The sequence below is a fragment of the Pseudomonas sp. CGJS7 genome (genome assembly GCF_036961695.1).
In genome coordinates, this window is the sequence record NZ_JBAMDI010000024.1 from 1 (window position 1) to 22,580 (window position 22,580).

23 protein-coding genes and 1 pseudogene are annotated in these 22,580 nt (G+C 52.5%); 18 read left to right on the forward strand and 6 right to left on the reverse strand.

All coding sequences use genetic code 11. The annotated features are described in order from the left end of the window. Positions 1 to 228: 228 nt before the first annotated feature. The 3 genes from V7787_RS16450 to V7787_RS16460 all read left to right on the forward strand — a co-directional run bounded on the left by V7787_RS16450 (position 229) and on the right by V7787_RS16460 (position 3,353). Complete coding sequence (locus V7787_RS16450; protein ID WP_336088677.1) at positions 229 to 1,359, forward strand: hypothetical protein; 1,131 nt, start codon at positions 229 to 231, stop codon at positions 1,357 to 1,359. A gap of 116 nt (positions 1,360 to 1,475) precedes the next feature. Next, entirely contained in the window at positions 1,476 to 2,447 is a 972-nt protein-coding gene (locus tag V7787_RS16455; RefSeq protein WP_336088678.1) for a hypothetical protein, read from the forward strand. Positions 2,448 to 2,567: 120 nt separating this feature from the next. Further along, positions 2,568 to 3,353, forward strand: coding sequence for a DUF5677 domain-containing protein (locus V7787_RS16460; RefSeq protein WP_336088679.1), 786 nt, complete (start codon positions 2,568 to 2,570; stop codon positions 3,351 to 3,353). Between the two features lie 221 nt (positions 3,354 to 3,574). On the opposite strand, the gene V7787_RS16465 is transcribed toward V7787_RS16460, so the two are convergent. Next, the gene (locus tag V7787_RS16465; protein ID WP_336088680.1) at positions 3,575 to 3,769 is read right to left on the reverse strand and encodes a DUF7740 domain-containing protein; all 195 of its coding nucleotides are present in this window, start codon (positions 3,767 to 3,769) and stop codon (positions 3,575 to 3,577) included. A gap of 716 nt (positions 3,770 to 4,485) precedes the next feature. Here V7787_RS16465 and V7787_RS16470 point away from each other — a divergent pair. The 5 genes from V7787_RS16470 to V7787_RS16490 are packed head-to-tail and all read left to right on the forward strand — an operon-like array spanning position 4,486 to position 9,968. Then, complete coding sequence (locus tag V7787_RS16470; protein WP_336088681.1) at positions 4,486 to 5,859, forward strand: MFS transporter; 1,374 nt, start codon at positions 4,486 to 4,488, stop codon at positions 5,857 to 5,859. Between the two features lie 43 nt (positions 5,860 to 5,902). Continuing rightward, positions 5,903 to 6,880, forward strand: a complete 978-nt coding sequence (locus V7787_RS16475; protein ID WP_336088682.1) for a LysR family transcriptional regulator — start codon at positions 5,903 to 5,905, stop codon at positions 6,878 to 6,880. Beyond that, entirely contained in the window at positions 6,877 to 8,289 is a 1,413-nt protein-coding gene (locus V7787_RS16480; RefSeq protein ID WP_336088683.1) for an aspartate ammonia-lyase, read from the forward strand. The genes V7787_RS16475 and V7787_RS16480 overlap by 4 nt, the downstream gene beginning before the upstream one ends. Before the next feature lie 54 nt (positions 8,290 to 8,343). Further along, positions 8,344 to 8,841: a prolyl-tRNA synthetase associated domain-containing protein gene (locus tag V7787_RS16485; protein WP_336088684.1), complete on the forward strand. Its 498-nt coding sequence runs from the start codon at positions 8,344 to 8,346 to the stop codon at positions 8,839 to 8,841. 56 nt (positions 8,842 to 8,897) lie between these two features. After that, on the forward strand, positions 8,898 to 9,968 hold the full coding sequence (locus V7787_RS16490; protein WP_336088685.1) for an asparaginase: 1,071 nt from the start codon (positions 8,898 to 8,900) through the stop codon (positions 9,966 to 9,968). Between the two features lie 343 nt (positions 9,969 to 10,311). Here V7787_RS16490 and V7787_RS16495 read toward each other — a convergent pair whose 3' ends face one another. Then, complete coding sequence (locus tag V7787_RS16495; RefSeq protein ID WP_336088686.1) at positions 10,312 to 10,959, reverse strand: TetR/AcrR family transcriptional regulator; 648 nt, start codon at positions 10,957 to 10,959, stop codon at positions 10,312 to 10,314. A 344-nt stretch (positions 10,960 to 11,303) separates the two neighbouring features. Here V7787_RS16495 and V7787_RS16500 point away from each other — a divergent pair, with 344 nt between their 5' ends. Both V7787_RS16500 and guaB read left to right on the forward strand, forming a co-directional pair. Continuing rightward, the gene (locus V7787_RS16500) at positions 11,304 to 11,975 is read left to right on the forward strand and encodes a gamma-glutamylcyclotransferase (RefSeq protein WP_336088687.1); all 672 of its coding nucleotides are present in this window, start codon (positions 11,304 to 11,306) and stop codon (positions 11,973 to 11,975) included. Positions 11,976 to 12,112: 137 nt separating this feature from the next. After that, complete coding sequence (gene guaB, locus V7787_RS16505) at positions 12,113 to 13,588, forward strand: IMP dehydrogenase (RefSeq protein WP_336088688.1); 1,476 nt, start codon at positions 12,113 to 12,115, stop codon at positions 13,586 to 13,588. Positions 13,589 to 13,829: 241 nt separating this feature from the next. On the opposite strand, the gene V7787_RS16510 is transcribed toward guaB, so the two are convergent. Beyond that, positions 13,830 to 14,735, reverse strand: a complete 906-nt coding sequence (locus V7787_RS16510) for a LysR family transcriptional regulator (protein ID WP_336088689.1) — start codon at positions 14,733 to 14,735, stop codon at positions 13,830 to 13,832. Between the two features lie 58 nt (positions 14,736 to 14,793). After that, the gene (locus tag V7787_RS16515; protein WP_336088690.1) at positions 14,794 to 15,174 is read right to left on the reverse strand and encodes a winged helix-turn-helix transcriptional regulator; all 381 of its coding nucleotides are present in this window, start codon (positions 15,172 to 15,174) and stop codon (positions 14,794 to 14,796) included. Between the two features lie 194 nt (positions 15,175 to 15,368). Between V7787_RS16515 and V7787_RS16520 the strand changes: the two genes are divergently transcribed. Continuing rightward, positions 15,369 to 16,445, forward strand: coding sequence for an NADH:flavin oxidoreductase (locus tag V7787_RS16520; RefSeq protein ID WP_336088691.1), 1,077 nt, complete (start codon positions 15,369 to 15,371; stop codon positions 16,443 to 16,445). 17 nt (positions 16,446 to 16,462) lie between these two features. Then, on the forward strand, positions 16,463 to 16,858 hold the full coding sequence (locus V7787_RS16525) for a VOC family protein (RefSeq protein WP_336088692.1): 396 nt from the start codon (positions 16,463 to 16,465) through the stop codon (positions 16,856 to 16,858). 41 nt (positions 16,859 to 16,899) lie between these two features. On the opposite strand, the gene V7787_RS16530 is transcribed toward V7787_RS16525, so the two are convergent. Further along, positions 16,900 to 17,556 carry an SDR family oxidoreductase gene (locus V7787_RS16530; protein WP_336088693.1) on the reverse strand — a complete coding sequence of 219 codons (657 nt, stop codon included), beginning with the start codon at positions 17,554 to 17,556 and terminating at the stop codon, positions 16,900 to 16,902. Between the two features lie 79 nt (positions 17,557 to 17,635). Here V7787_RS16530 and V7787_RS16535 point away from each other — a divergent pair, with 79 nt between their 5' ends. Further along, positions 17,636 to 18,559 (forward strand): LysR family transcriptional regulator, encoded by a 924-nt coding sequence (locus V7787_RS16535; RefSeq protein WP_336088694.1) that lies wholly within the window; start codon positions 17,636 to 17,638, stop codon positions 18,557 to 18,559. Here V7787_RS16535 and V7787_RS16540 read toward each other — a convergent pair whose 3' ends face one another. Next, positions 18,560 to 19,447, reverse strand: coding sequence for a LysR family transcriptional regulator (locus V7787_RS16540; RefSeq protein WP_179052614.1), 888 nt, complete (start codon positions 19,445 to 19,447; stop codon positions 18,560 to 18,562). Between the two features lie 194 nt (positions 19,448 to 19,641). Between V7787_RS16540 and mmsB the strand changes: the two genes are divergently transcribed. From mmsB to V7787_RS16560, 5 genes and pseudogenes are all read left to right on the forward strand, one after another. Then, the gene (gene mmsB, locus V7787_RS16545; protein ID WP_336088695.1) at positions 19,642 to 20,553 is read left to right on the forward strand and encodes a 3-hydroxyisobutyrate dehydrogenase; all 912 of its coding nucleotides are present in this window, start codon (positions 19,642 to 19,644) and stop codon (positions 20,551 to 20,553) included. A gap of 4 nt (positions 20,554 to 20,557) precedes the next feature. Beyond that, on the forward strand, positions 20,558 to 20,845 hold the full coding sequence (locus V7787_RS16550) for a DUF1330 domain-containing protein (RefSeq protein ID WP_179052616.1): 288 nt from the start codon (positions 20,558 to 20,560) through the stop codon (positions 20,843 to 20,845). A 133-nt stretch (positions 20,846 to 20,978) separates the two neighbouring features. Then, the gene (locus V7787_RS16555) at positions 20,979 to 21,854 is read left to right on the forward strand and encodes a LysR substrate-binding domain-containing protein (protein WP_336088696.1); all 876 of its coding nucleotides are present in this window, start codon (positions 20,979 to 20,981) and stop codon (positions 21,852 to 21,854) included. A 147-nt stretch (positions 21,855 to 22,001) separates the two neighbouring features. Further along, positions 22,002 to 22,130 (forward strand): annotated as a pseudogene (locus V7787_RS53105) (TetR family transcriptional regulator); the annotation flags it as partial. Beyond that, positions 22,131 to 22,544 (forward strand): hypothetical protein, encoded by a 414-nt coding sequence (locus V7787_RS16560; protein ID WP_336088697.1) that lies wholly within the window; start codon positions 22,131 to 22,133, stop codon positions 22,542 to 22,544. Positions 22,545 to 22,580 lie beyond the last annotated feature (36 nt).

Below are 22,580 nucleotides of genomic sequence, written 5' to 3' on the forward strand. Positions count from 1 at the left end.
GGACGATCAGCGCAATCGTGGATTGTGCTCCTACCATGCCAACGTGGCAGCGAAGGACTAGGCTCGAATTCACGCCCTGTCTCAATTTGTTGGCTGGGCATAAGTCGCACTGAACTGGTAGTCGAGAGTGGAAAGCGATAGCTTAGCGTTCGACCGCCGCTTAGTGTCTTCCTGCTATCACACGGCATGAGATCTGGGACGGCTTCAGCGTTCAAATGGAGCTTTGATATGCCGCTGACTGCTTTCTCCGTTTCACGCCAACAGGAGTTGGATGTAGACCAGCTTCTTCAGCTTTTCGCTGACCAGCATCAGCGCCCGAAACTGAAAAAGACTGAGACTATTCCGGAGATCTGGAAGCAGGTCATTTACGCTGATGTTGAGTGCCCGGCGTGCTTTGCTAAAGGCGCCGAGGTCGTTCGCGCCACTAGCTCAAAGGTCACCGGCGAGGCCATCAAACAAGCCTACTTCCGCTTTCCAGGTGGGCATCATGCGTTCTGTGACTTCGCTGCTCTGCCGCCAGGCGAAGCTCCAGAGGGCTTGGTGCAGTTCAGCGCCACGGCTCGCGATGGGTTGTCGCGAGCAGTTCGGGAACTGGTGTGCCGTGGGATCCAGCTAGGGCTTCTCGACCAGGCCAAGATCAGGGACATGCGCGAGTGGTTCCACCACCAGAAACTCAGCGCCGTGTTTCAAGTGACCCTTGATCCGAGGGTTTTCCAGTGGGTAGCGGCGGTGCAAGCGGCGGCTTGGCCTGTGCGATATCAGCCTAGGTGGCTGACTGTAAACCAAGAGCTTATGAGGGTACCTGGCTTCCTGATGAAGACGGCGATGGAGGTGATGCTAGCCCGTCGTCACGAGTCGCTGCTGACTTACCTGAGCGATCGAGGGGTCATGCTGAGGCCGCTGGTTAGCCGCATTGAAAAACTCATGAGTGCCAACAACCTTAAGCTTGTGTTCGATCCGACCAACCTCAAGGCTCATTACGACTCCACCCAGGAGCTCGCCCGCTTCATATCTACCCACTATGATCCTGTTTGCAGAGCACTTGGCAGAAACTACTTCGATGTAAAAGCGAGTAAGCCGCTTATGGCATTCGCCGCGCTTCTGCTTTTCTTGAGCAGTTGGGATTTGAATCAGGCCGCTTCGCTTTTTGCTCAGATCGCCAGTTCTAGAGGGGCTGTTGATCAAAATCTGGGAAATGTGATGGGGTTGAATCCGTTCCACGATTACGATGCTTGGGCGGCACTGAAGACGCTTCAGGAAATTCCCGTCCAGGAGTTCAATGGCTACGATCTTGGGTGCCGTGCTAAAGAGTGGGTGAATGAAGCAGCAGTTGCTTTGGCGAGTGGCCAGTCCTTCTAGAATATACATTTTTACTAAAAGTTTACTTGAAGCGGTTTGGGAAATTTAAACTGTGGAAATATTGCTGGTAGTTTTTTAAGATTTTCGGGATACTAATGTCAGGGGTTCTCGGAGTTTTGAGTAGTGTCCTGAAAATCAGGGACGCCTCCGGGCAGTTGACAACAAAGGGTAAGGTTTTTATCGCGGGCAGTGTAGGCGGCTTGTGTATTGCGCTGATCTCCCAGATCTTAGAAACATACGTTCAGCGTCAGGCGCAGGCCGCTTCGCAGGCGGAAAGCCTAGAGTCTGCCCGAAAACTTCAGCAAATCATGACAGATTTGAGTCGAACTCTTCAGCCGCTCGGGACATTTAGTGTATTCATTTTTCAGGCAGAAGTTTCATTAGACGATCCCGCTTTTGATGGTTACAAACGTAGATTGGATAAGGCGATAGCCGTTTATTTACGGAAAGGTCAAAGAGATCAGATGATGGATCGAGATATATCCGGGCCGCTTGGATTTGGGCGAGGAGATGACTACCAGCCTACGTCAATTGAGGTTGAGCCGGATGGTAAATATTACCCCTCTTCCAAGGATGGCAAAGGGATAAGCGCGATGGTTTTTCCTTTGTGTTACCGATTTGTTTTCTTTAAAGAGCCCATCGACGCGTCTGAATACCACCCGTTACATCATTTTGGAAATGGTCTTGGCGATTTGCGTGCAGATAATTTTATGCCTAAGCCTTTCCCCCTTGCGAAAGATCTAAAGACAGGCGGCTATTCAATTACCGGTCGGCTAGAGTTTTCCGCTTGGGAGGATGTTAGTGGGAAAATTGTTTCAATTCCGGATCTCCTTGGTTCACAGCTTTTGATCTCCACATGTGGTAAGCCAATGCACAGTTGGACGTGGCAAGGTAACAAAAAGATTTACTATACGCCTGTGGATACTAAGTTTGAGTTGGGCTCTATGACCCTTCAGTTTGATAAGCGGAAGGCGAGCATCTCTAAGGAAAATCTTAGTCGGTTTGAACGAAAAGGCGATGTGTATTGGGAATATCGATTCCCAACGACTCAAGATGGCCTTACTAAGCTGTTCTCTGGCTCTAGGTGATTGAAGTATTGTTCGCGAGTTAATTTCATCTGAGGTTTTCCTATGTCATCAGCTCCAACCCCAATACCCAAACGTGATCCAGAACAAGACTTCGCCACCATAACTGACCTGTTCGCAGCGATGATCGAATCCCAGCGTGGTCAGCCCCTGTCGCCAGACGACGCCTGGGTCAACCATGCCCAGATTTTAGCGATGAAGTTGTTTAAGCAGGCTTGCTCCGTCAGAGTGCTCATCAACACGACCCAGCTGGATTTCCAGGACGGTAAGCAGATTGTCTTCGTAGATCACTCGTCCGCTACGATCCTTGCCCGCGCCTGCCTTGAAACCTTCATCGTGTTCCATTGGATCTTCCAGAGCCATGATCCCGCGCTTAGAAAATTCAGGCACGGGGTCTGGCGTTTGGGCGGTCTCAGGGATCGGCTCAAGCTTCACCCCTCAACCGACGAGGCGAGGGAAACCATAAGCAAGACTCGCCTGCAGGTGATAGAGCAAGTCGCGGAGATCGAAGCCTCACCGTACCTGGGCGACTACAAGCCTGAGCAAGCAAAGCGGCTGCTCAAGGGGGAATGGAGGGTAGGGTGGTCATGGACGGACGAAGCGGTGAGGGCAGGATTCCACAAGAAATATTTCCAGAACGTCTACTCCCATTTCTGCGGGTATGCCCATAGCTCTTACATCAGCTCTATGCAGATGGGGGAAGCACAGTCAATGGAGGATCAGCGAATGCTGGCTCTGGTGGCGCTGCAAACTGTCGTGCATGTGATGGCGAGAGCGGTGGCGTTTTATGCTGAGCTGTTCCCAAGGGGGCGATCTGTATTAGAAGCGGCGTCAGAGGAGGCTCAGAAGGTTGCCTACTTCTGGGGGTTCACGGGTGACGATATGGATCATCTTTTTGAAGAGCGGTAGGGGCGTGCCGCTTCGCGGCCAGGCTGTCGTAAACCGAGCCTCGGCTTATCGCCTAGTCTCGGCCCTAGCGGGCTTCCATCCTTTTCGCCTTCGGCCCTCTAGGCCTGCGCGCTCCGCTTGCCAAGGTGCGGCTTTCAGGTCGTACTGAATCGTGAGCTTCGAAATCGGGGCAGATGTGTCCGCGTTCTGGCATTTGGAGAGCCAGTGCTGACTTTGAGCTGTCAGTCGTCTAGGCCCAGGGCTATATGTCGCATCAATTCCCGGGGGCTCTTGCTCTCAGCGATGTCGTACATGACGCCGCGTTTACTGCGAGGGAGCTTCTTGGCTACGTTTTTCGCTGACTTTCGTATGGCCGCGTCAGTGCCATGAATTCTCTCAGCAAGAAGCAGCACAATTATCGCATCTGTAAGCGTCATTATCTGGTCACGGCTAATGGGGGTTCAAGGGCTGCTTAGTCCTGATGAAGCGGAATGGCTGTCCAACCAGCTATGGGCTGCGGCGCATTTGGCAGCAAAGCAAGCGAAGGCCACCAGCTTATCTGAGGCTTGCCAAGTGATCGGAGAAGGGGGGCGCTTCTCCGGGGTGCAATGCCATGGAAAGCACGAGCCTGCATCACCTGGTAGCGCTAGCATCTATCATAGCTGGCCCTAATAGCTAGACCTGTCTGCTAATCCGTTGATGGGGGCGTGGCCTTCACCATTTCCCAGGCTAGCACCTCAAGGTACGCCTTATTGCGGGTTCAAGAGTATCGTGGAGTCTCCCCCCTATGCCCATGAACCTATGCTGGCTTCTCATCCTACCTGAAGCTCTGTCGAGGAAGCATTCAGGCCCTCGTCAAATCCGGGGATATCTCGTCACTACGACAGCCTCTACACGGTCGCGACGGTGCTTAGCGGCAGACCGGTATGGTGCGGGATAGAGCGGAGCGTGATACGAGTTCCGAGAGTCATTGGCAAAGTCCCAAGAGGTAATGGGCGCAGGAATAATTAGAAACTGCGGCAAACACTATCAGGATTTCTAATACTATAAGGTCACTAGCTGATTCCGTAATTTTGTGAGCGTAGACTCAGGTCAGCCGGTGATGGTTTCCGGTTTGTACCAAACAATTACAAAAACGCTTGTGGAGTCACGAATGAACAGTCAGACATCGGTAGAAGATCTACCACTTGGTCGCTTTCACATTCGCACTGTGCTGAGTGGTACCGGCGGCCAATTCAGTGACGGGTTCGTGCTAGGGATTATCGGCATTGCAGTCAGCATGGCAGCTGGCCCCCTTCAATTAAATGCGCTCTGGATGGGCTTGCTCGGAGCCGCATCTCTGGCAGGCCTCTTCATCGGCAGCCTTGTTGCTGGCCCCTTGGCAGATAAATTTGGGCGAAGAACAATTTTTGCCTGGGATATGCTGCTGTTTGCAATCATTTCCGCTTCACAGTTTTTCGTAACCTCTCCAGAGCAGTTGTTGGTATTACGGTTACTACTCGGGCTCGTGCTCGGGTTCGACTACGTGGTGAGCAAGTCGATAGTGACTGAGTTCGCACCGCGTCGCTATCGCGGTCGCCTTCTCAGCGTTCTTGCTGCTGCCTGGGCTGCTGGCTATGTGGCTGCGTATCTGGTTGGCTTCGTTCTTCGGGATCTTGGCCCAGATGCATGGCGACTCATGCTTGCAGTGAGCGGCATCCCCGCTTTGCTCATCCTTCCGCTGCGGATGGGCGTACCCGAGTCCCCGATCTGGCTGATGGCTCGTGGTCGTAAAGACGAAGCGCTGGCCATTGTGCGAGACAAGTTCGGCCCCAACGTGTACCTGCCTAGCCCCGCTGTTGTTCCGCAAGGGAGCAAGAGTAAGTGGGCCGAGCTGTTTAGCAAGCGCTGGAGAAAGAATACGATTGTTGGATGTGTCTTCTACACCTGCCAAGTAATTCCTTTCTTTGCTCTTGGCACGTTCTCGCCTCGTGTTTTGGAAGCGCTGAACGTTCAAGATAAATTCGTCGGTGGGTTGGTTTACAACATTCTCTTGATGGTTGGCGCATTGCTGGGTCTGTTGATCATCGACCGAATCTCTCGTCGAGCATTCCTAGTAGGAACCTTCTACCTCAGTGCCATTGGCCTGGCAGCGCTTGCCTATGCAGGCTTCGGCCCACTGGGAACTATCATTGCATTCGGCTTCTTTGCGTGCGTCCTGGCTGCTGCGGTCAATCTTGAGTTTGTCTATCCACCGGAACTGTTCCCGACCCACCTCCGTGCCTCGGGTATCGGTATTGCCGTAGCGGCAAGCCGCTTTGGTTCGGCGTTTGCTACGTTCCTGCTGCCAATCGCTGTCCAGACTCTTGGGATCCATACCGCATTGGGTGTGTGTGTGGGCGTGTTGGTTTTCGGTGGTGTTGTCTGCCACATGTTTGCCCCGGAAACGAGTAAAGAGCAGCTTTCCGCTGTTTCAACCGACACTCATGGAGCTGTTGAGAGCGCTGCTGGCTTCGCCGAGGCTGCGGTTGCCAGAAAAGGCGACTGACTTCTGGGTAGGATGAGCGATTAATTCTAGAGAGAGACCCAGTATGCCTGCCGACAAACTCATCGACATGTATGCCGTACAAGTGTTCATCGCTGTTGCAGAAACCGGGAGCATGTCGGGCGCAGCGACTCGCATGGGGATCTCTCAGTCTGGTGTATCGCAGACTGTCAGGCAGTTAGAAGACGACTTGGGTGTGATACTCGTTGATCGGACTACCCGTCCAATGACGCTCACGCCTTTTGGTGTCGCTTTACGCAACCGTGGCTCGCTGCTGAGCGAGGAGCTTTCCCACCTGAAGGCTCAAGTCCTTGATGCGGGTAGGGGCGTAAAGCCGGACTTGAGGATTGGCCTGGTAGATTCTTTTGCCGCTACCTGCGGATCAGCCTTTACGAAGCAGCTACTCGGAAAAGTGGCTCAATTATCGATCCGAACAGGCTTGAGCCCCCAGCAGGGAGAGTCTCTGCTAAGGCGAGACCTTGATCTGATCGTTACTAGCGATCCGCTTATGGACGCTAACGTGGTGAGGTACAGGATCTTGTCGGAGAGATATTTCGTCATCACTCCACGAGAGCTGAAGCACCCCATGAGATCGATCGAGGACATAAGAGCCCTTGCCAATGTCCTACCTGTCGTCAGATTCAACCGTGTCTCTCAAGTAGGTCTTCAGATTGAAAGACATCTTCGGAGTTTGGATATCCGGGTGCCAAATCGCTTGGAGTTGGACAACGCCGACGCGTTGACGTCTATGGTTGCAGAAGGAATTGGTTGGGCTGTGACAAGCCCGATGTGTTTCCTTCAAGCTGCTTCGTGGGTCAATGAAGTTGATGTCCATTTAGAGCCAGGCTTAGGCTTGGAGAGATCGCTTTATTTAGTGGCGCGTAGGGATGAGTACAGCTCGTTCTTTCATGACGCCTGCAAGATTGCGCATGACGTAGTGCTTAAAACCTTTCTTCCAAAACTTAGTGTATTGGGTAAAGGTGTTGAGAACTTGATGGATATTAATGAGGTAGAAGAATCATGAGTTCGTTTGATAAGGCCGGTGTACGCCAGGAAAGTGATTACGTAGGCGAGGTGAGTATTCCCTCCGACATGCTATTTGGCGTTAACTCCGTGCGCGGGCAGGAGAATCTTACAGTATCGCCGATCACCGTTGCTCACTACCCAGAGTTTCGTAATGCATTTGCTCAAATCAAATGGGCAGCTGCTTTGGCAAACCTTGATAGTAGTGTGCTTGCAGCGCCGCAATGCGAAGCTATTGTACTGGCCTGCCGGGACATGATTGAAGGGAACTGCGATGCCTCGCTGATTGTTGATCTTCTGGAAGGTTCGGGCGGCACCTCTACTAACATGAACTTCAACGAAGTCATTGCTAATAGGGCACAACAGTATCTCGGGCACTCAGCAGGTTCTTATGAGGTAGTGCATCCAAACGATCATGTTAACTGCTCGCAGTCGACCAATGATGTTTATCCGGCAGCATTGAAAGTTGCCACCTATGCCATGCTTGCAGGGTTGATCAACGAAGTTGAGTTGCTGGCACAGCAGTTCGAGAAGAAGGCTGAAGAGTTCGCAGACATCCTCCACCTTGGACGCACTTGCTTGCAGGACGCTCAGCCTATGCGCCTTGGCCAACTGTTCTCAGGCTACGCGTCGCTGACCCGCCGTTTGGCTGCTGAGTTGGCTAATGTTCGTACTAAGCTGTTGACTCTGCCATTGGGCGGGACTGCCATTGGTACCGGCTTTGGGGCTCCAGCATCGTATCGGGCTGCCGTATACAATCACCTTCAGGAGATCACCGGAGTTAGCTACGTAGCACCTGAAAATTCATTCGATGCCATGCAAAACATGGACGTTTTCTCCCGTGTCTCTGGCGAACTGCGTACCTGCTCTGCCTCGCTGGGCAAGATTGCAGCGGATCTGACCGTATTGTCTTCCGGGCCTGTGGCGGGCTTGGGTGAAATCAAGCTTCCAGAAGCCCAGGCTGGCTCCTCTATCATGCCAGGCAAAGTCAATCCAGTATTGCCGATGTCGATGATTCAGTTGAGCTTTGCCGTCATCGGTAATGACGTAGCGGTGGCACAGGCTGTTCAGTATGGTGAGTTGGAAATCAACCATTTCGAGCCAGTCGTGTCGTCTCGAGTCTTCGACAGCATTACTCTGCTTACTCGGGGCATCAAGCAGTTCCGGGAGAAATGCATTCAAGGCCTGACTGCCGATGACCAGCGGAACAAGGATCACCTGACTCAGTCTATGGCGGTCGCGACTGCGCTAGTGCCTAAGCTGGGTTACGCGTCCGTTAGTAAGCTGGCTCGGCAGTCTGTGGCTGAAAACCGTTCACTCCTAGATATCATGGAAGAAAAAGGCGTTATGAGTAAGTCCGAAGCGATGGAAGCTATCGAGAAAGCCTCACGCCCTGTATTTGACGTGTGACATTAGCCAGGGCGGGACTTAATATCCCGCCCTTTGCACGAGAGTCTTTAATTTATGCTACAAGCTTTAGATCTACTATTTGATATGCAGTCAAAGGGTGTTGATTATGAAGTCCGCAGTCATGCCCCTGTTTTCAATATGATCGAGTCGGGCGAGCTTGGTCTTGATCTGGACGGTGAGCGGTGTAAGAATTTATTTCTTTGCGATAAAAAAGGCCGCAAGTTTCTCGTTGTTACGGCAGCACAGAAATCGCTCGATTTACAATCACTACGCTCTGTCCTAGATTCGGCCCGCATGTCCATGGGGTCGCCTGATCTCCTTTACGCATCATTAGGTGTAAGGTCTGGTTCGTTAAGTCCGTTGGCGTTGGTCAATGACTCAGAGCAGAGTGTAAAGCTTGTCATTGATTCGGAATTGAAGGATTCAGAATACTTTTTGCTTCACCCGTTATGTAATCAAATGACGGTACGATTACGTGTTAATGAATTAGTCGATTACCTGCAGGGCAAGGGGCATTTTACAACCTGGGCTGCTTTGGGTGGTCGTGAATAATAATATGCTGTAACTGCTTTCTGCCTTTGTTTTTAAAAATAACGTAGAGGTGAGAGATGAAATTCTCCAAGGCGGGTGTTTGCGCGGTTTTTTTGTCACTTTTATCAGTTGGGCATGTTATGGCTGAGGCTGCGAATAGTGATGGCCAAGTTCGACCAAATGTTGTTGTCTTGGCAACTGGGGGCACCATCGCTGGTACCGCTGCATCTGAAACCCAGACCACAGGTTACAAGTCGGGTGTTCTCACCGGTGAGGCACTGGTTGCGTCCGTACCCTCAATAAGCAAAGTGGCAAACATCACCGCAGAGCAAGTGTCCAATGTTGGTAGTGACAACATGGATAATGAAATTTTGCTCAAGTTGGCTAAGCGCATCAATGTGTTGCTAAAGCGGGATGATGTATCGGGTGTCGTGATCACTCATGGTACTGACACATTAGAGGAAACTGCTTATTTCCTGAATCTGGTGGTCAAAAGTGATAAACCAGTGGTGGTAACAGGTGCCATGCGCCCGTCTACTGCGATCGGTGCTGATGGCCCAAGTAACCTTCTTCAGGCCGTCACTGTAGCTGCAGACTCAGAAGCCCGAGACCGAGGCGTAATGGTCGTGCTGAATGACCGTATAGGTGCTGCACGATTCATCAGCAAGACCGATGCTAATTCACTGGACACTTTCCAGTCTTTGGAGAACGGATACATCGGGCGCTTGGTCAACCAAAAACCGCAGTTTGACCAAAAAGTGACCCGTGATCATACACAAGCTACACCGTTTGACGTTTCAAAGCTGGATATGCTGCCTAAAGTTGACATTGTATATGGCTATCAGAACGATAACGGCTACATGGTAGACGCTGCGGTTTCTCACGAAGCCAAAGGTATCATCATTGCTGGTGTTGGCGCCGGTAGTGCTTCAAAATTCGTCATTCCTGCGCTTGATAAGGCAATCGCAAAGGGGGTAGTCGTTGTTCGCTCCTCTCGAACCGGTTCTGGCTATATTCCGATGGACGAGGCCTACCCAGGGCTGCTGGGTAACAACTTGAACCCACAGAAAGCTCGTATTCTTCTTATGCTAGCTCTTACGGTAACTAAAGATAGCTCTGAAATTCAGAAGATGTTTAACCGTTTTTGAGTTAAGTGAATATTTATGAGTGTGATTAGCTGTTGATGGTTGTTTAAATTTACCTCTCTGGCACTACTACTGTAGTGCCTTTTTTTGAGTGATGAATATATAAATCTATTGCTGGTCTTACTCGCTTTATGGCTCTGGGTATCCGTGGTTACGTCTGAAATGGCGACCCGACCGCAGATGGTAAAGAACGCATCTCGTTTTATCAGCCTGAGCCGGATGGCCCTGGAGCCATTTAGAGATGCAGGGCTGCCACCATTGCGCTTCAGGGCGGGCAGGGTAGTCCAAGTTATAGAGCCCCATCCCATCCCAACCCAATCCTTCCAGCCCGCGTCTGGGTGGCGACCTAGGCGGTCTTGCCTTCTTGGCTGTCGATTTCCATGGCTCTAACCAGCGTTGCGCCGGCATGAACTACGTTCCTCCGGGGCAATGCAAATCCTGACTCCATCCAGTCCACACCTATCCCAATGATTCCACGGATAACCCCATGGCGCAGTACATCGCTGCTTGGCGTTGATTGGGATAGGGCTTCGGACAACAGTTGGGCAAAGGACTGGCGCCAGAAGGTACAAACCTCCCGGGCTAGCTGGCTGATGCTCGCGGCATCTACCGCAAACAAGCGAGCCGTGACCGGGTCTTCAGCGATATCACCGTAGTAGGTGTCGAGCATGGCGATGACTTTCTTCGAAGGCTCCGTTTCTTGAAAAGAGGCCTGGTGCAGGCGTGAAATGATGCGCGCACTCGTGTCTTTGTGCATCGCGATGAACAGGTCTTCGCTATTCGTAAAATTCTCATAGAAATAGCGCTCTGTAAGGCCTGCAGCCTCACAGATAGCCTTAACGGTGGTGGCATGGAAGCCGCGTGTACCGTACAGGTCTTTGGACGCTGAAATCAGCTTGGAACGCCTTTCCAGGCGCCTCTCTTCGGACGAGCTGCCACGGTAGTTTCGAGGCGCTTTGCGTGAGCTTTCTGGGTCAGATTCTGCATTTTTCATCCGCGCAGGATAGGGCCCCGGGAAGGCTGTTTCAAGCGCTATGGGGGCTTGATCGGCATTTCGTTCGTCGATGATTAATTGACAATAAGCGTTGTCAGATTTAAGGTGTGGCCTCCTAGGTGGTCTCCACATCCCGGTGGAAATTGATGCCCGACCGCTTTAGGAACCGCTGCTCGACTGTGGAATCTGACAATGCGAACCGATAATTTTCTCCTGCTGATGAACTCCTCTAACGGGCTTTCGCTCAGGCGAGCGCCTTGGATGCGTTTGGCAGACTGTCTTAGCTGGCCAGGTAGAGAGCTGTCGGTTTGTGTTGTCCAGTTTCTGCAGGAGGGCAGCACCTCATGATGACCCGAGATACATTGCTCAACGGTGAGTACCTGAAAGCCCACGAGGCCCTTTTGCCTGCTGAGATTCTTTGGTCGATTGCCGACATCGAGAGTTCGATGAGTACCACGCTCAGCAACCGAGATGAATCAGCCCCTGTATGGCTTTTTGCATACGGGTCGTTGATGTGGAATCCCTTGGTTGAGTTTGAGGAGGTTCAGGCTGCGACTTTGGAGGGTTGGCAGCGTCAGTTCTCCATCAGGCTGACCTCGGGACGTGCGACTGTTGAGTCACCCGGTCGTATGCTTTCGCTCGGGCCTGGTGGGCGGACGGAAGGCATCGCTTTTCGGATATCCGACCAGAATCTAGAGCGTGAATTGAAAGTGGCGTGGGTGCGTGAAATGGTGGCGGGCTTCTACGCGCCTAAATGGATGCCGGTTCAACTCGAAAATGGAACCATAGCCAATGCCTTGGTTTTTGCTGGCTGTGCAGACCACCCGATGTATGAGGTTGATAGCAGCTCGCAAACAGTCGCGCAGGTTGTACTGAATGCCAAGGGTTATTTAGGTTCAAATGCGGACTACGTACATCAGCTCCAAGCGTCCTTGGCGGAGCTTGGTATTTCAGATTGTTATATCAATGAAGTGGCTTGTGCGCTTCATGCCAGGCGTCTTGATTCACAAAAGTAAAATTTAATCTGGGATAGCAAATGCGCTCATCCCAATTAAGCTTCTGTCTCGAAGCTACCTGACATTTACACACTTATACAGCGCTATCGAAGATGGCGTTGAGTGGTATCTATTACACAGAATTTTTGGAGTTTACCATGCGCCTTCTTGAGAAAGCCCTTACCTTTGATGATGTTCTGTTGGTGCCCGCATACTCAGAGGTACTTCCCAAGTCGGTGTCATTGGCGAGTCAATTTACTCGTAACATTCGATTGAACCTGCCTTTCGCCTCTGCTGCTATGGACACGGTTACCGAGTCGCGGCTGGCCATCGCCATTGCGCGTGAAGGCGGTATCGGGATCATTCACAAAAATCTCACGCCCCAGCAGCAGGCGGATCAAGTGGCGCTTGTGAAGCGATACGAGGCGGGCATCCTCCGAGACCCGGTCATCACTACGGCGACAGCGACTGTGGGTGAGGTCAAAGCACTTTCAGCCAAGCTGGGCATTTCAGGCTTCCCTGTGTGTGAAGCCGGGAAGGTTGTTGGCATCGTGACTGGCCGTGACTTGAGGTTTGAAACCCGCTGCGACCTGCCTGTAGGTGAAATTATGACGCCTCGTGAGCGCCTGATCACCGTCAAGGAAGGCACCGCTCCTGAGGAGGCTAAAGCCCTACTCACGAAGCACAAGCTCGAGCGTCTGCTGGTTGTTGGGGACGATCTCGAGCTTGCAGGCCTGATCACAGTAAAAGATATAAACAAGCAGACTGAGTTTCCTAATGCTGCTCGTGATGCTTCTGGCCGCTTGCGGGTTGGCGCGGCGGTTGGTGTCGGCGCCGGAACTGATGAGCGTGTGGAGTTGATGGTCAAGGCGGGGGTTGATGTGATCGTCGTGGACACTGCTCACGGTCATAGTAAAAGCGTCATCGACCGCGTGCGATGGATCAAACAGCACTACCCCCAAGTTGATGTAGTGGGAGGGAACATCGCCACCGGATCCGCAGCTCTAGCGCTTGTTGCTGCCGGCGCAGATGCCGTAAAGGTCGGTATTGGCCCAGGGTCAATCTGTACCACACGCATCGTGGCAGGTGTCGGCGTGCCTCAGATGACTGCCATCGATAACGTGGTAGAGGCGCTCAAGGGAACAGGTGTTCCTGTGATCGCTGATGGTGGGATCCGATTCAGCGGAGACATTCCTAAAGCCATCGCTGTAGGCGCATCGACGGTAATGATGGGGGGAGTTTTTGCAGGGACGGATGAAGCTCCTGGAGAAACCATTCTGTTCCAAGGCCGTAGCTACAAGAGCTACCGTGGCATGGGCAGTATCGCAGCAATGCAGCAAGTTCAAGGTAGTGCAGATCGTTATTTCCAGGAAAGTTCAGCTGAGAATCCGAATACTGACAAATTGGTACCTGAAGGTATTGAGGGCCGTGTCCCTTACAAAGGCTCAGCGCTTGGCATCATCTATCAAATGGCAGGTGGATTGCGGGCAGCTATGGGTTATTGTGGGTGCCCCACAATTTCGGAAATGCAAAAAACTGCATCGTTCGTTCAAATTAGCTCTGCGGGCATGAATGAATCCCATGTTCACGATGTTCAGATTACAGCTGAGGCGCCAAATTACCGAGCAGGCTAGAGTAAATCTTTTTTGCAGGCCTTAAAGGCATCAATAGAAGTTTGGGTTTATTGTGATTTTTGTTGTTTTGAAGTGTGTAAGGTCAATGGCTGTTTTGGTGGTAAAGTTGTTCTAGTGTTAGTATAATTACCTAGTTGCGCTGCCCAGCGTGACGACTCTCCTGGCCCAAGCTCTGCTTGGGTTTTTTTTGCCTAAATTGAGGTGAAAGTCTTTGGCGTGGGCGGTGCTTTGTTGGTTGGCGTCAGATTTTCTTGAACTGAGATAGGACTTGTGCCCTGAGCCAGGCATTCATCGCAATGCTTTCTGACCGCTGGTGCCAAGCCATCATGACCTTCAAGGTAGGTGTTGTCATCGGTAGTTTGAATGACGACAATTCAGCTGTATTGGATAGCAAGCGGCTTGGCAGGACTGATACGAGGTCGCTGGACTTGAGAAAGTCTAGGAGCGATGTGTAGTAATTGGCTGTTAATCTGATGCTTCGGCTTTTACCCATCTTCCGCAGGGTTTCATCGATAGGGCAAATGGACAGCTCATTCGATGAGGCAACGATGGCGTGCTCGAGATCGCAGAATTCATCTATTGAAATCTCCTTTTCACGCTGGAAGATTGGATGATTGCTTCGGGCAACACCGACATAGTGATCTTCGAATAACTGCTTTGAATGGAGCTCATTTGAATCATGCTGATGAGAGATCAATGCGAGGTCAACGTGACCGGATTCTAATGCGCTGATCAGATAGTGACTCCTCTCTGAAATCAGCGTTACTCCTAAGCCAGGCGCTTCTGCTTTGAGTGCGTGAAGCAGTTGGGGCACAATTGCCTTGAGAATGCAGTCACAGGTCGCAATCGCGATCGTCCCGTCAGTCGTTAGTGGGTCGAAAGACGGCGGCTCCAGCAGAGCCGCAATGTCCTTCACGATGTTTTTTACTGGGATCTTCAACGCCAGGGCGCGTTTTGTAGGGATCATTGTTCGATGCCCCCTTACGAACAGCGGATCCTTGAATGCCTCTCGTAACCTAACAAGCGCCGCGCTCATCGCTGGCTGCTTAACGCCAAGCCGGCATGCTGCTTTACTCACACTTTGCTCGTCAAGGAGAGTGTCGAGGCACTTAAGTAAGTTAAAGTCGAGTTCCAGAAGTTCTTTCATGAATAATCCGTAGCATGCCAATTGCTAGATATGTCCAGCGTTCTTCGGTGGTTCTTCGCTAAATCGCTTGCTCAAGTTGTGTAAGTTTCAAGTTGGCGTCAACCTGATCAAGCAGATCAGCATTAGTTGAAGCCCATTTATACAGTTCCATCAATGGCTGAACGAATTTTTGTCCGAGCTCTGTCAGTGAATACTCGACCACAGGTGGGATGATTTGATGCACCTTGCGGTGTATCAGACCTGCTGCTTGAAGCTCTTTTAGTGTTTGATTCAGCATCTTCTTAGAGATGCCAGGCATAACCCGCAGCAATTCATTAGTGCGGAAGCTCCTCATTCCCAGTGCGTAAATAACCATCGAAGTCCACTTGGGAGACAGCAGATTGTGAATTCGCCGAGGAGGGCAATCCTCGTAAACAATATATTCGCTAACGTCTGACATATGACCCTCTCAATTGGTGCGTATGCTGCATTAGTGAAATGCGCACCTTGCATTTGTCGAGAAAATTCAAGGGAATAGGTCTACTAGGTAACCAAAAGGTTACCAGGTTTCCGAAAAGTTCCTAATAGACATAATGTTCCTCGTTTAGGCACAGTGTAATGGATTTTTAAAAGCTTACCTAGGGGGCTTGGCTTATGAACTTGAAGGATGTGTTTCAACCATTGGAACTGGCCCGAGGGTCAGCGCTATCAAATAGAGTTGCTTTAGCCCCTCTGACTAATCAGCAAAGTAATGATGATGGAACGGCTTCGCATGATGATCTTCAGTGGTTCGAGATCATTGCCAGTAGCGGGTATGGCTTCGTCATGACTTGTGCTGCCAATGTCCAAGCTAATGGTAAAGCCTTTAGCGGGCAGCTTGGGATCTACTCTGATCGTCATTTGGAAGGTCTGACCAAGATCGCTTGTACCTTGAAGAAGCGCGGAGTGGTCTCGTCTGTCCAGTTGCATCACGGTGGCATGCGGGCCGCATTTGCAGATCCCGAGAATCGCGTTGGGCCGACCAAGAATCTGATGTACGAGTCTCGGGCTCTGTCCAACTCTGAAGTCAAAGAGCTCCGAGATGATTTCATCCGGGCGGCAAAGCGCGCTCAGATTGCCGGCTTTGATGGTGTTGAGGTACATGCAGCTTTTGGCTGGATCCTTACCCAATTCTTGTCCCCGGCCTTGAACCGTCGAGTGGATGAATACGGCGGCAGCTTCGAAAATCGCACCCGCTTGATCAGAGAAATCATCAGTGGGATCCGTGCTGAATGCCGGAGAGACTTCCAGATCGGCCTTAGACTCTCAATGGAGCGATATGGTCTGGAGCTTGCTGACATCGTCGAGCTGGCTCGATTGGTCATTGAGGAAGGGGAAGTCGACTATCTCGATCTTGCTCCTTGGGACGTAAATAAGATGGTGCAAGAAGGAGAGTTTTCCGGGCGCCGCATCATCGACCTTTTCACTGAGATTCCGCGTGGCAACGTCAAGTTTGTAGTGTCTGGAAAAGTCCTAGATGCTTCGGATCTTTATGATGCCCTGAATTCCGGATTTGACTTTGTCATGGTGGGCAAGGCAGCGATTCTGGAGCCGCGCTTTCCCAAAATGATCCAATTAGAAACCAACTACAAATCCCCCGACGTTCCTGTGACCACTTCCTTTCTCACGGAACAAGGGTTAAGTGATCGTTTTATCGATTACATGAAAAACTGGGATAATTTCGTTCGTTAATTTGGAGGCATTGCTCAATGCTGAGCTATTTGTTTTTAGGTGCCAATGATGTCGACGTTTCTGCAAAATTCTATGAGGCAATTCTGTTCCCGCTTGGTTACGAGCGAAAAGACTGGTCTGGCAAAGCAATTTTCACCATTCCAGGCACGCCAGATGAGTGGAATGGCCCTGGAGCCGTTTACATTGCCAAGCCCTATGATGGTCAGCCAGCAACCGCTGGTAACGGCACCATGGCAGCGTTCCGGACTCAAACCCGCAAGGAAGTCGACGTTTGCTTTACAGCGGGACTGATTGCTGGAGGGGACAACGACGGGGCGCCGGGCATTCGTGAGGAGTATAGCGATGACTTCTACGTTGCATACCTGCGCGATCCAGCTGGGAACAAGGTTGCGTTTTTCTGTAACTACGAGTGATCGAAAAGGGCAGGTGATTACCTGCCCTTTTTCTTTGCAGGTCAGGCTGGGGTTGGATATATGACCTCTGCCTTCCAGGCATCGATCGGCTGGCTGTGCAGCTCCCAGAAGTGCTCCGCTACATCTTGAGCTTCCTTACTGCCTGGATCGATGAAGGCAGCTACGGTGACAGTGGCCACGTGCACGCCAAGTGCGCGGGCGCTGTCGAACAGGCCAAGAGCAAGAGCGCGGATACCGGCTTTGCCGATGCTTAGCGACAGGTAGTCAGGGCTTGGTGCAAGACCGAAGCCTCCGCCCGTCAGCAGCAGGGAGCCACCGTGTCCAGACAATGCGGAGAGGGTGCTCTGAGCAGTGGTGAGCGCACCACCGATGTTGACGGCCAGGTCAGCGTTGAAAGTATTTGCAGGCTGATCCTGAACGTTCGAGGCGCGTAGAGTTGCTGCGTTGTAGTGCACCACATCCAGTCGGCCATGAGAGGCAGCCATTTGCTTGAACAGGTTCTGGATCGAAGCAGGATCGGTAGCATCTACCGTCTGCGCCACAGCCTTAATGCCCTTAGCGACGAGCTGGGCGGCAAGTGCCTCAGTCTTCTCTTTGGTGCGGGCAGCCAGGATCACTTGATAGCCCTCGCGACCAAATCGCTCTGCAGTAGCCAGGCCCATGCCAGGGCCGGCGCCGATGCTCAAAAACGTTTTCATAAGGAACCTCCGAGTGTTGATGCTCATAGGTTAATTCATGCGCTATGATTATATAATTGGCAGTATTGGCAGGTGTTAAATGCAAAATCAGCATGAGTTTCCTGGCAACGTTTCCATCGATGAGCTTGCGGCTTTCGTGGCAGTAGTCCAGTTTTCGAGCTTCAAGGGTGCCGGCAAAGCGCTCGGGAAAGACTCAACGGTGATCTCTCGGCGGGTGGGGCAATTGGAGACGCACCTGGGGGTTCGTCTGCTTGCCAGGAACACGCGAAACGTTGCTTTGACAGAGGTTGGTCAAACCTACTTTGTTCGTGTCTCGGAGCTGCTCCGAAGCCTCGACGACGCCACCAACGAAGCAAGAAATTTCACGTCGACCCCTCAAGGTTCGCTGAGAGTTTCGTTGCCTGTGACTTTTGGGAAGCAGTCTGTCGCTCCGTTACTGCCGGCCATCTTGAAGAAATACCCCAAGCTGAAGATCGATTCGTATTTCACCGATCGCTACGTCGACCTGGTAGGCGAAAGCATTGATGTGGCGTTACGTATCGGTAGCCTGGACGATAGTTCGCTGGTGGCCCGTAAGATTGCTTCCTACCGCAGCATCCTCGTTGCCTCACCCGATTACCTGGCTGAGCATGGAGAGCCCAGCTGTCCGGAGGATCTCTGCGATCATGCCTGCTTGGGCTTCTCAAATCACGCGAGCTGGCCTGATTGGATTCTTACCAATGATGTAGAACGCAGGGCGATTCGCCCTCAAGGGCCACTGGTGTCGGATAGCAGTGAGGTGCTCTCCATGGCTGCCGTCGCAGGCACAGGAATCATCCTTGGGCCGACCTGGTTATTCGCCAAGGAAATGCAATCGGGAGAGCTTGTACGTGTATTGCCCGAGTGGAGAAGCGCCGGTGATGGAGGGATCTATGCGATTCTGCCGCCAGGCCGGCTGGTTCCGGCAAAATCACGAGTCTTTGTGGACGAGTTGGTTGAGGCTTTGTCCTGCGACTGGTTGTGACTAAGGATCGGTTTGAGCGCTGTGTTTCCCTTGCCGGGCCAGTTCTCGCAGTTGGTTGAATACAGTGATGAAGCGAGAAACCTTTCTGAGTGACGAATGCATCGTGATCCAGTAGCTCTTCTTGAGCACAATCTCGTCCGGTAGGACGCGAAGGAGAGTGGATTGCTCTGCGATGAAGGTAGGCAGGATGGCGATGCCCAGATGGGACTCGGCTGCTTTCATCTGCCCCAGAATGCTGGTGCTGCGGTATTTGATATGACCTGGGGCGGTGTACTCCGCAGGCTTAGGAACGTTCTTGGCAAGCACCATCTCCGACACGTAATCGATGAAGTCATGCTCAGAAAGATCTGATTGAGAAATCACGGTAGGACGAGAGGATAGGTACTGGGATGAGGCATATAGGCCCAGTTCGTAATCTTGTAGCTTCGACGCGATGTACGGCCCTCGCTCAGGTCGGTCGATGGTAATCACGATGTCGGCTTCGTTACGTTGAAGTGGAATAACGCGGGGGAGGGCGAGAGTTTCCACTCGCAGTGCCGGGTAGTTCGCCATGATTTGCGCGATGTGCCCAGGCAGGATCTGTGTGCCATAAGCTTCATTGCAGCCAATTCGAACGAGCCCCGAGACGTCGGCATTCTCGTCCACGCTCGCGGTGATATGGCTGTAGGCGAGCTCCATGTCCTCCGCGCTCTCGAGTATTCGCTTGCCTCGTTCGGTCAGGGTGTAGCCGTCTTGTGTCCTGACCAGGAGCTGTCCTCCCAGTGTGTTTTCCAGTGCCCTGACTTTGCGGGCGACCGTCGTGTGTTCAACCCCGAGGCGTCTGGCGGAGGCAGTGAGCTTGCCGGTTCTGGCAAGGTCGAGGAAGAAACGAAGGTCATCCCAGTTCAAGGTATCTCCTCGGAAGTTAGTGCCGGTAGGTGTCACTGTACCTCGGATCAGGATTTCCCTCACTGTGCATCAATGCACAGAAGGTGTGCGCCCGGCCTGTCTTCAAGGCTCTTTGCGGGGCTGATATACCTATTCCCGAACATTCAACGCCTCTGCTCTGCAGGGACTCCAATAATAAGAAGTCGGGAGGGTGTATGTCGTCCATCGGATTTATTGGGTTAGGAAACATGGGGCTTCCCATGGTGCTGAACCTCATCAAGGCCGGCCACTCGGTCAAAGGCTTTGACGTGAACACTTCAGTAATGGACGCGGTCACGGCTAAAGGCGGTCAAGCAGTATCCAGTGCTGTCGATGCTGCTGAGGGCAGCGAGATCGTCATCACCATGCTGCCTAACAGCAGTGTGATGGAAAGCGTCTACATGGGAGAAAGCGGGCTCATCGCTCAGGGCGTCAAAGGCAAGCTGTTCATCGACTGCTCGACGATCGATCCATCTACCTCGAGAAAGGTTGCCGCTGCATTAGAAGCACTGGATGGTGCCTTCCTGGATGCGCCAGTTTCAGGCGGAATCATGGGAGCTCAAGCAGGCACCCTGTGTTTCATGGTAGGGGGGCGAGAGGACGTTCTATCTAGAGCGAATCCCGTTTTCGAGTGTATGGGTAAAAAGATCATCCATGCTGGTGGGCCTGGCTCGGGGCAGCTTGCCAAGATCTGCAACAACCTGATGGCAGGCATCCTGATGGCAGGAACCGCTGAGGCCCTAGCTCTAGGCGCCAAAAACGGTCTTTCACCCAAAGTCCTCAGCGAGGTGATGGTCGGCAGCAGTGGAGGGAATTTCATGGTCGAGAAATGGAATCCCTGGCCTAACCTCATGCCCGGCGTGCCTGCTAGCAACAATTACCACGGCGGCTTTCACGTGAAGCTGATGCTCAAGGATTTGGGGTTGGCCATCGACTGTGCTCAGGACTCCAATGCTGCCGTGCCGCTGGGGGCCGCAGCCCGCAATCTCTTCGCACTCCATGGCAGTCTGGTGGAGGGGAATGAGCTCTTGGATATCTCAAGTATCCAGAAACTGTACTTCGCAAATATCGATAACTATAAGGGGTGATCAAATGCCGAAGGCCTACTGGATTGCGCATGTGGACGTTGTAGATGCTGAGCCTTACTCCGTGTACGCAAAGCTGGCGAGCGCATGTTTCGCTAAACACGGTGCAAATATCTTGGCACGGGGCGGCCCTTTCCAAGGGTTGGAAGGCAAGGTGCGGGCGCGCAACGTGGTGATCGAATTCGAATCGATGGATCACGCGCTGGCCTGCTACAACTCTCCGGAGTACCAGGAAGCAAAAGCTCATCGCGAGGGTAAGGCAGAAGCAGAGCTGCTGATCGTAGAAGGCGCTTAAATCGCGACTGCTGCATTTTCTGCACATTTGTTTTTCGTGGGGTGAAGCAAATGTGCAGCTTGTTTTGTGTTACTTGATCTGGCCACACATCGGGATGTGGCCTGGTCATGAGGCAACGATGCAGTTTAGGCACTTGAAGACCTTCATGGAGGTCGTCCGGCAGGGGGGATTCACCCAAGCCTCCAAAGTGCTCCAGCTGACTCAGTCGGCAGTGAGCAAACAGGTTTCTCAGCTTGAAAAAGATCTCGGATACGCGCTGCTTGAGCGCACGGTAGGCCGTGTCTTGCTGACGCCGGCAGGCCAGGTGGCATATCGGCGTGGTGAGCAGATGCTCATGATCCGCGCAGGCCTGCAATCTGACTTGGATGAGTTGGAGGGGCAGTGCAAAGGTGAACTCCACCTTGGCCTTCCTCAGGCAGGTTGCGATGCGCTTTTTGGCAAGCTCCTCGCGGAGTACCGGCTCAGGTATCCCCGCGTAGCTGTTCGCCTGCTCGAAGGTACTAGCCGAGGTCTGAGTGATGTACTTCAAGCGGGGCAGATAGAGATTGGTGTCGGCTCCTCTTCGGCCAAGGCTTCATTCGATAGTCAGCCATTCTGTGATGAGCCTGTCGAGGTTCTCCTGTGTGATTCTGATTCCCTCGCATCCGCAACGACGCTAAGCCTCACTCAGCTTTCAGACCATCCGTTTCTTCTTCATCAACCGGGCTTGTGTCTGAACGATCGGATTCTGCAGGCGTGCGTCCAGGAAGGTTTTGCGCCTCATGTTGGTTGCAGCAGCGCCCAGCTTGATTTTCTGATTTCGCTTGCAGCCTCAGGGCAGGGGGTTCTTTTCCTCCCAAGGATTGTGGCGCACGCAGTGCACAGACTTGGGACTGTCAGGGTGGCACTTCTCTCCTCTCCCGAGCTTCGGTGGCAACTCTCCTTCATGTGGCGAAAAAGCGCTTTCTTGACGACTCCCGCACGAGCCTGGTTGGCATTGGCTAGCGAATTCTCCTCAGCTCTAAGGTAGGCCCTTAGGGCTGGATAAGGGGGGGAAGCCTTAATTTGACATTAAACATTGTCAGATAGTACCTTTCCCACCGGCCTTTAGGAGAAGTGATTGAGCCAGTTGGGAGGATGCAGCGCGGAGGAACGCCGGCTAGAGCGTCGTAGGAGGTTGCTCACAGCATCCGTCTCTGTCTTTGCAAGATCGGGCTTTCGTGGCGCGACTGTGGAGGCAGTCTGCACTGAAGCTGGCCTTACTGAGCGGTGCTTCTTTGAGAGCTTTCAGGACAGCGAGGCGCTCTTGCTCGCGCTCCACCGCGAGACAAGCAAGCGGATCATCGACGCGATTCTGGAGGTGAAGGCCGATTTGGTGGTGGGGGCTCAACAAGAAGTACAAGAGATGCTCCGCCGCTTCTTTGATTTCTTCTTCACCCATCCCACCGAAGCGCGGCTTTTCGTGGCAGAGGCTGTCTACATCGGTGCTGATGCCCATGCAGTCTGCAAAAAGTGGCGCTCGACGTTGGGAGGCATCCTGGCCGAGACCATCAACCCTGATGGCTATTGTCCAGGAGGGATGCTGCCAGCGGCGGTTGCTCGTGCACTTTCGAGTATTGCCATCGACTGGATGGAAGATGGCTTTGCACGCCCTTGTCATGAAGTCGTCAGTGCTGGTATGGCCATGGTCACTACGTTGAAGCCTGGCCGTGGCTACTGAGGTTACTGGGTGCTCCGCATCCTAGAATTGAGTGAG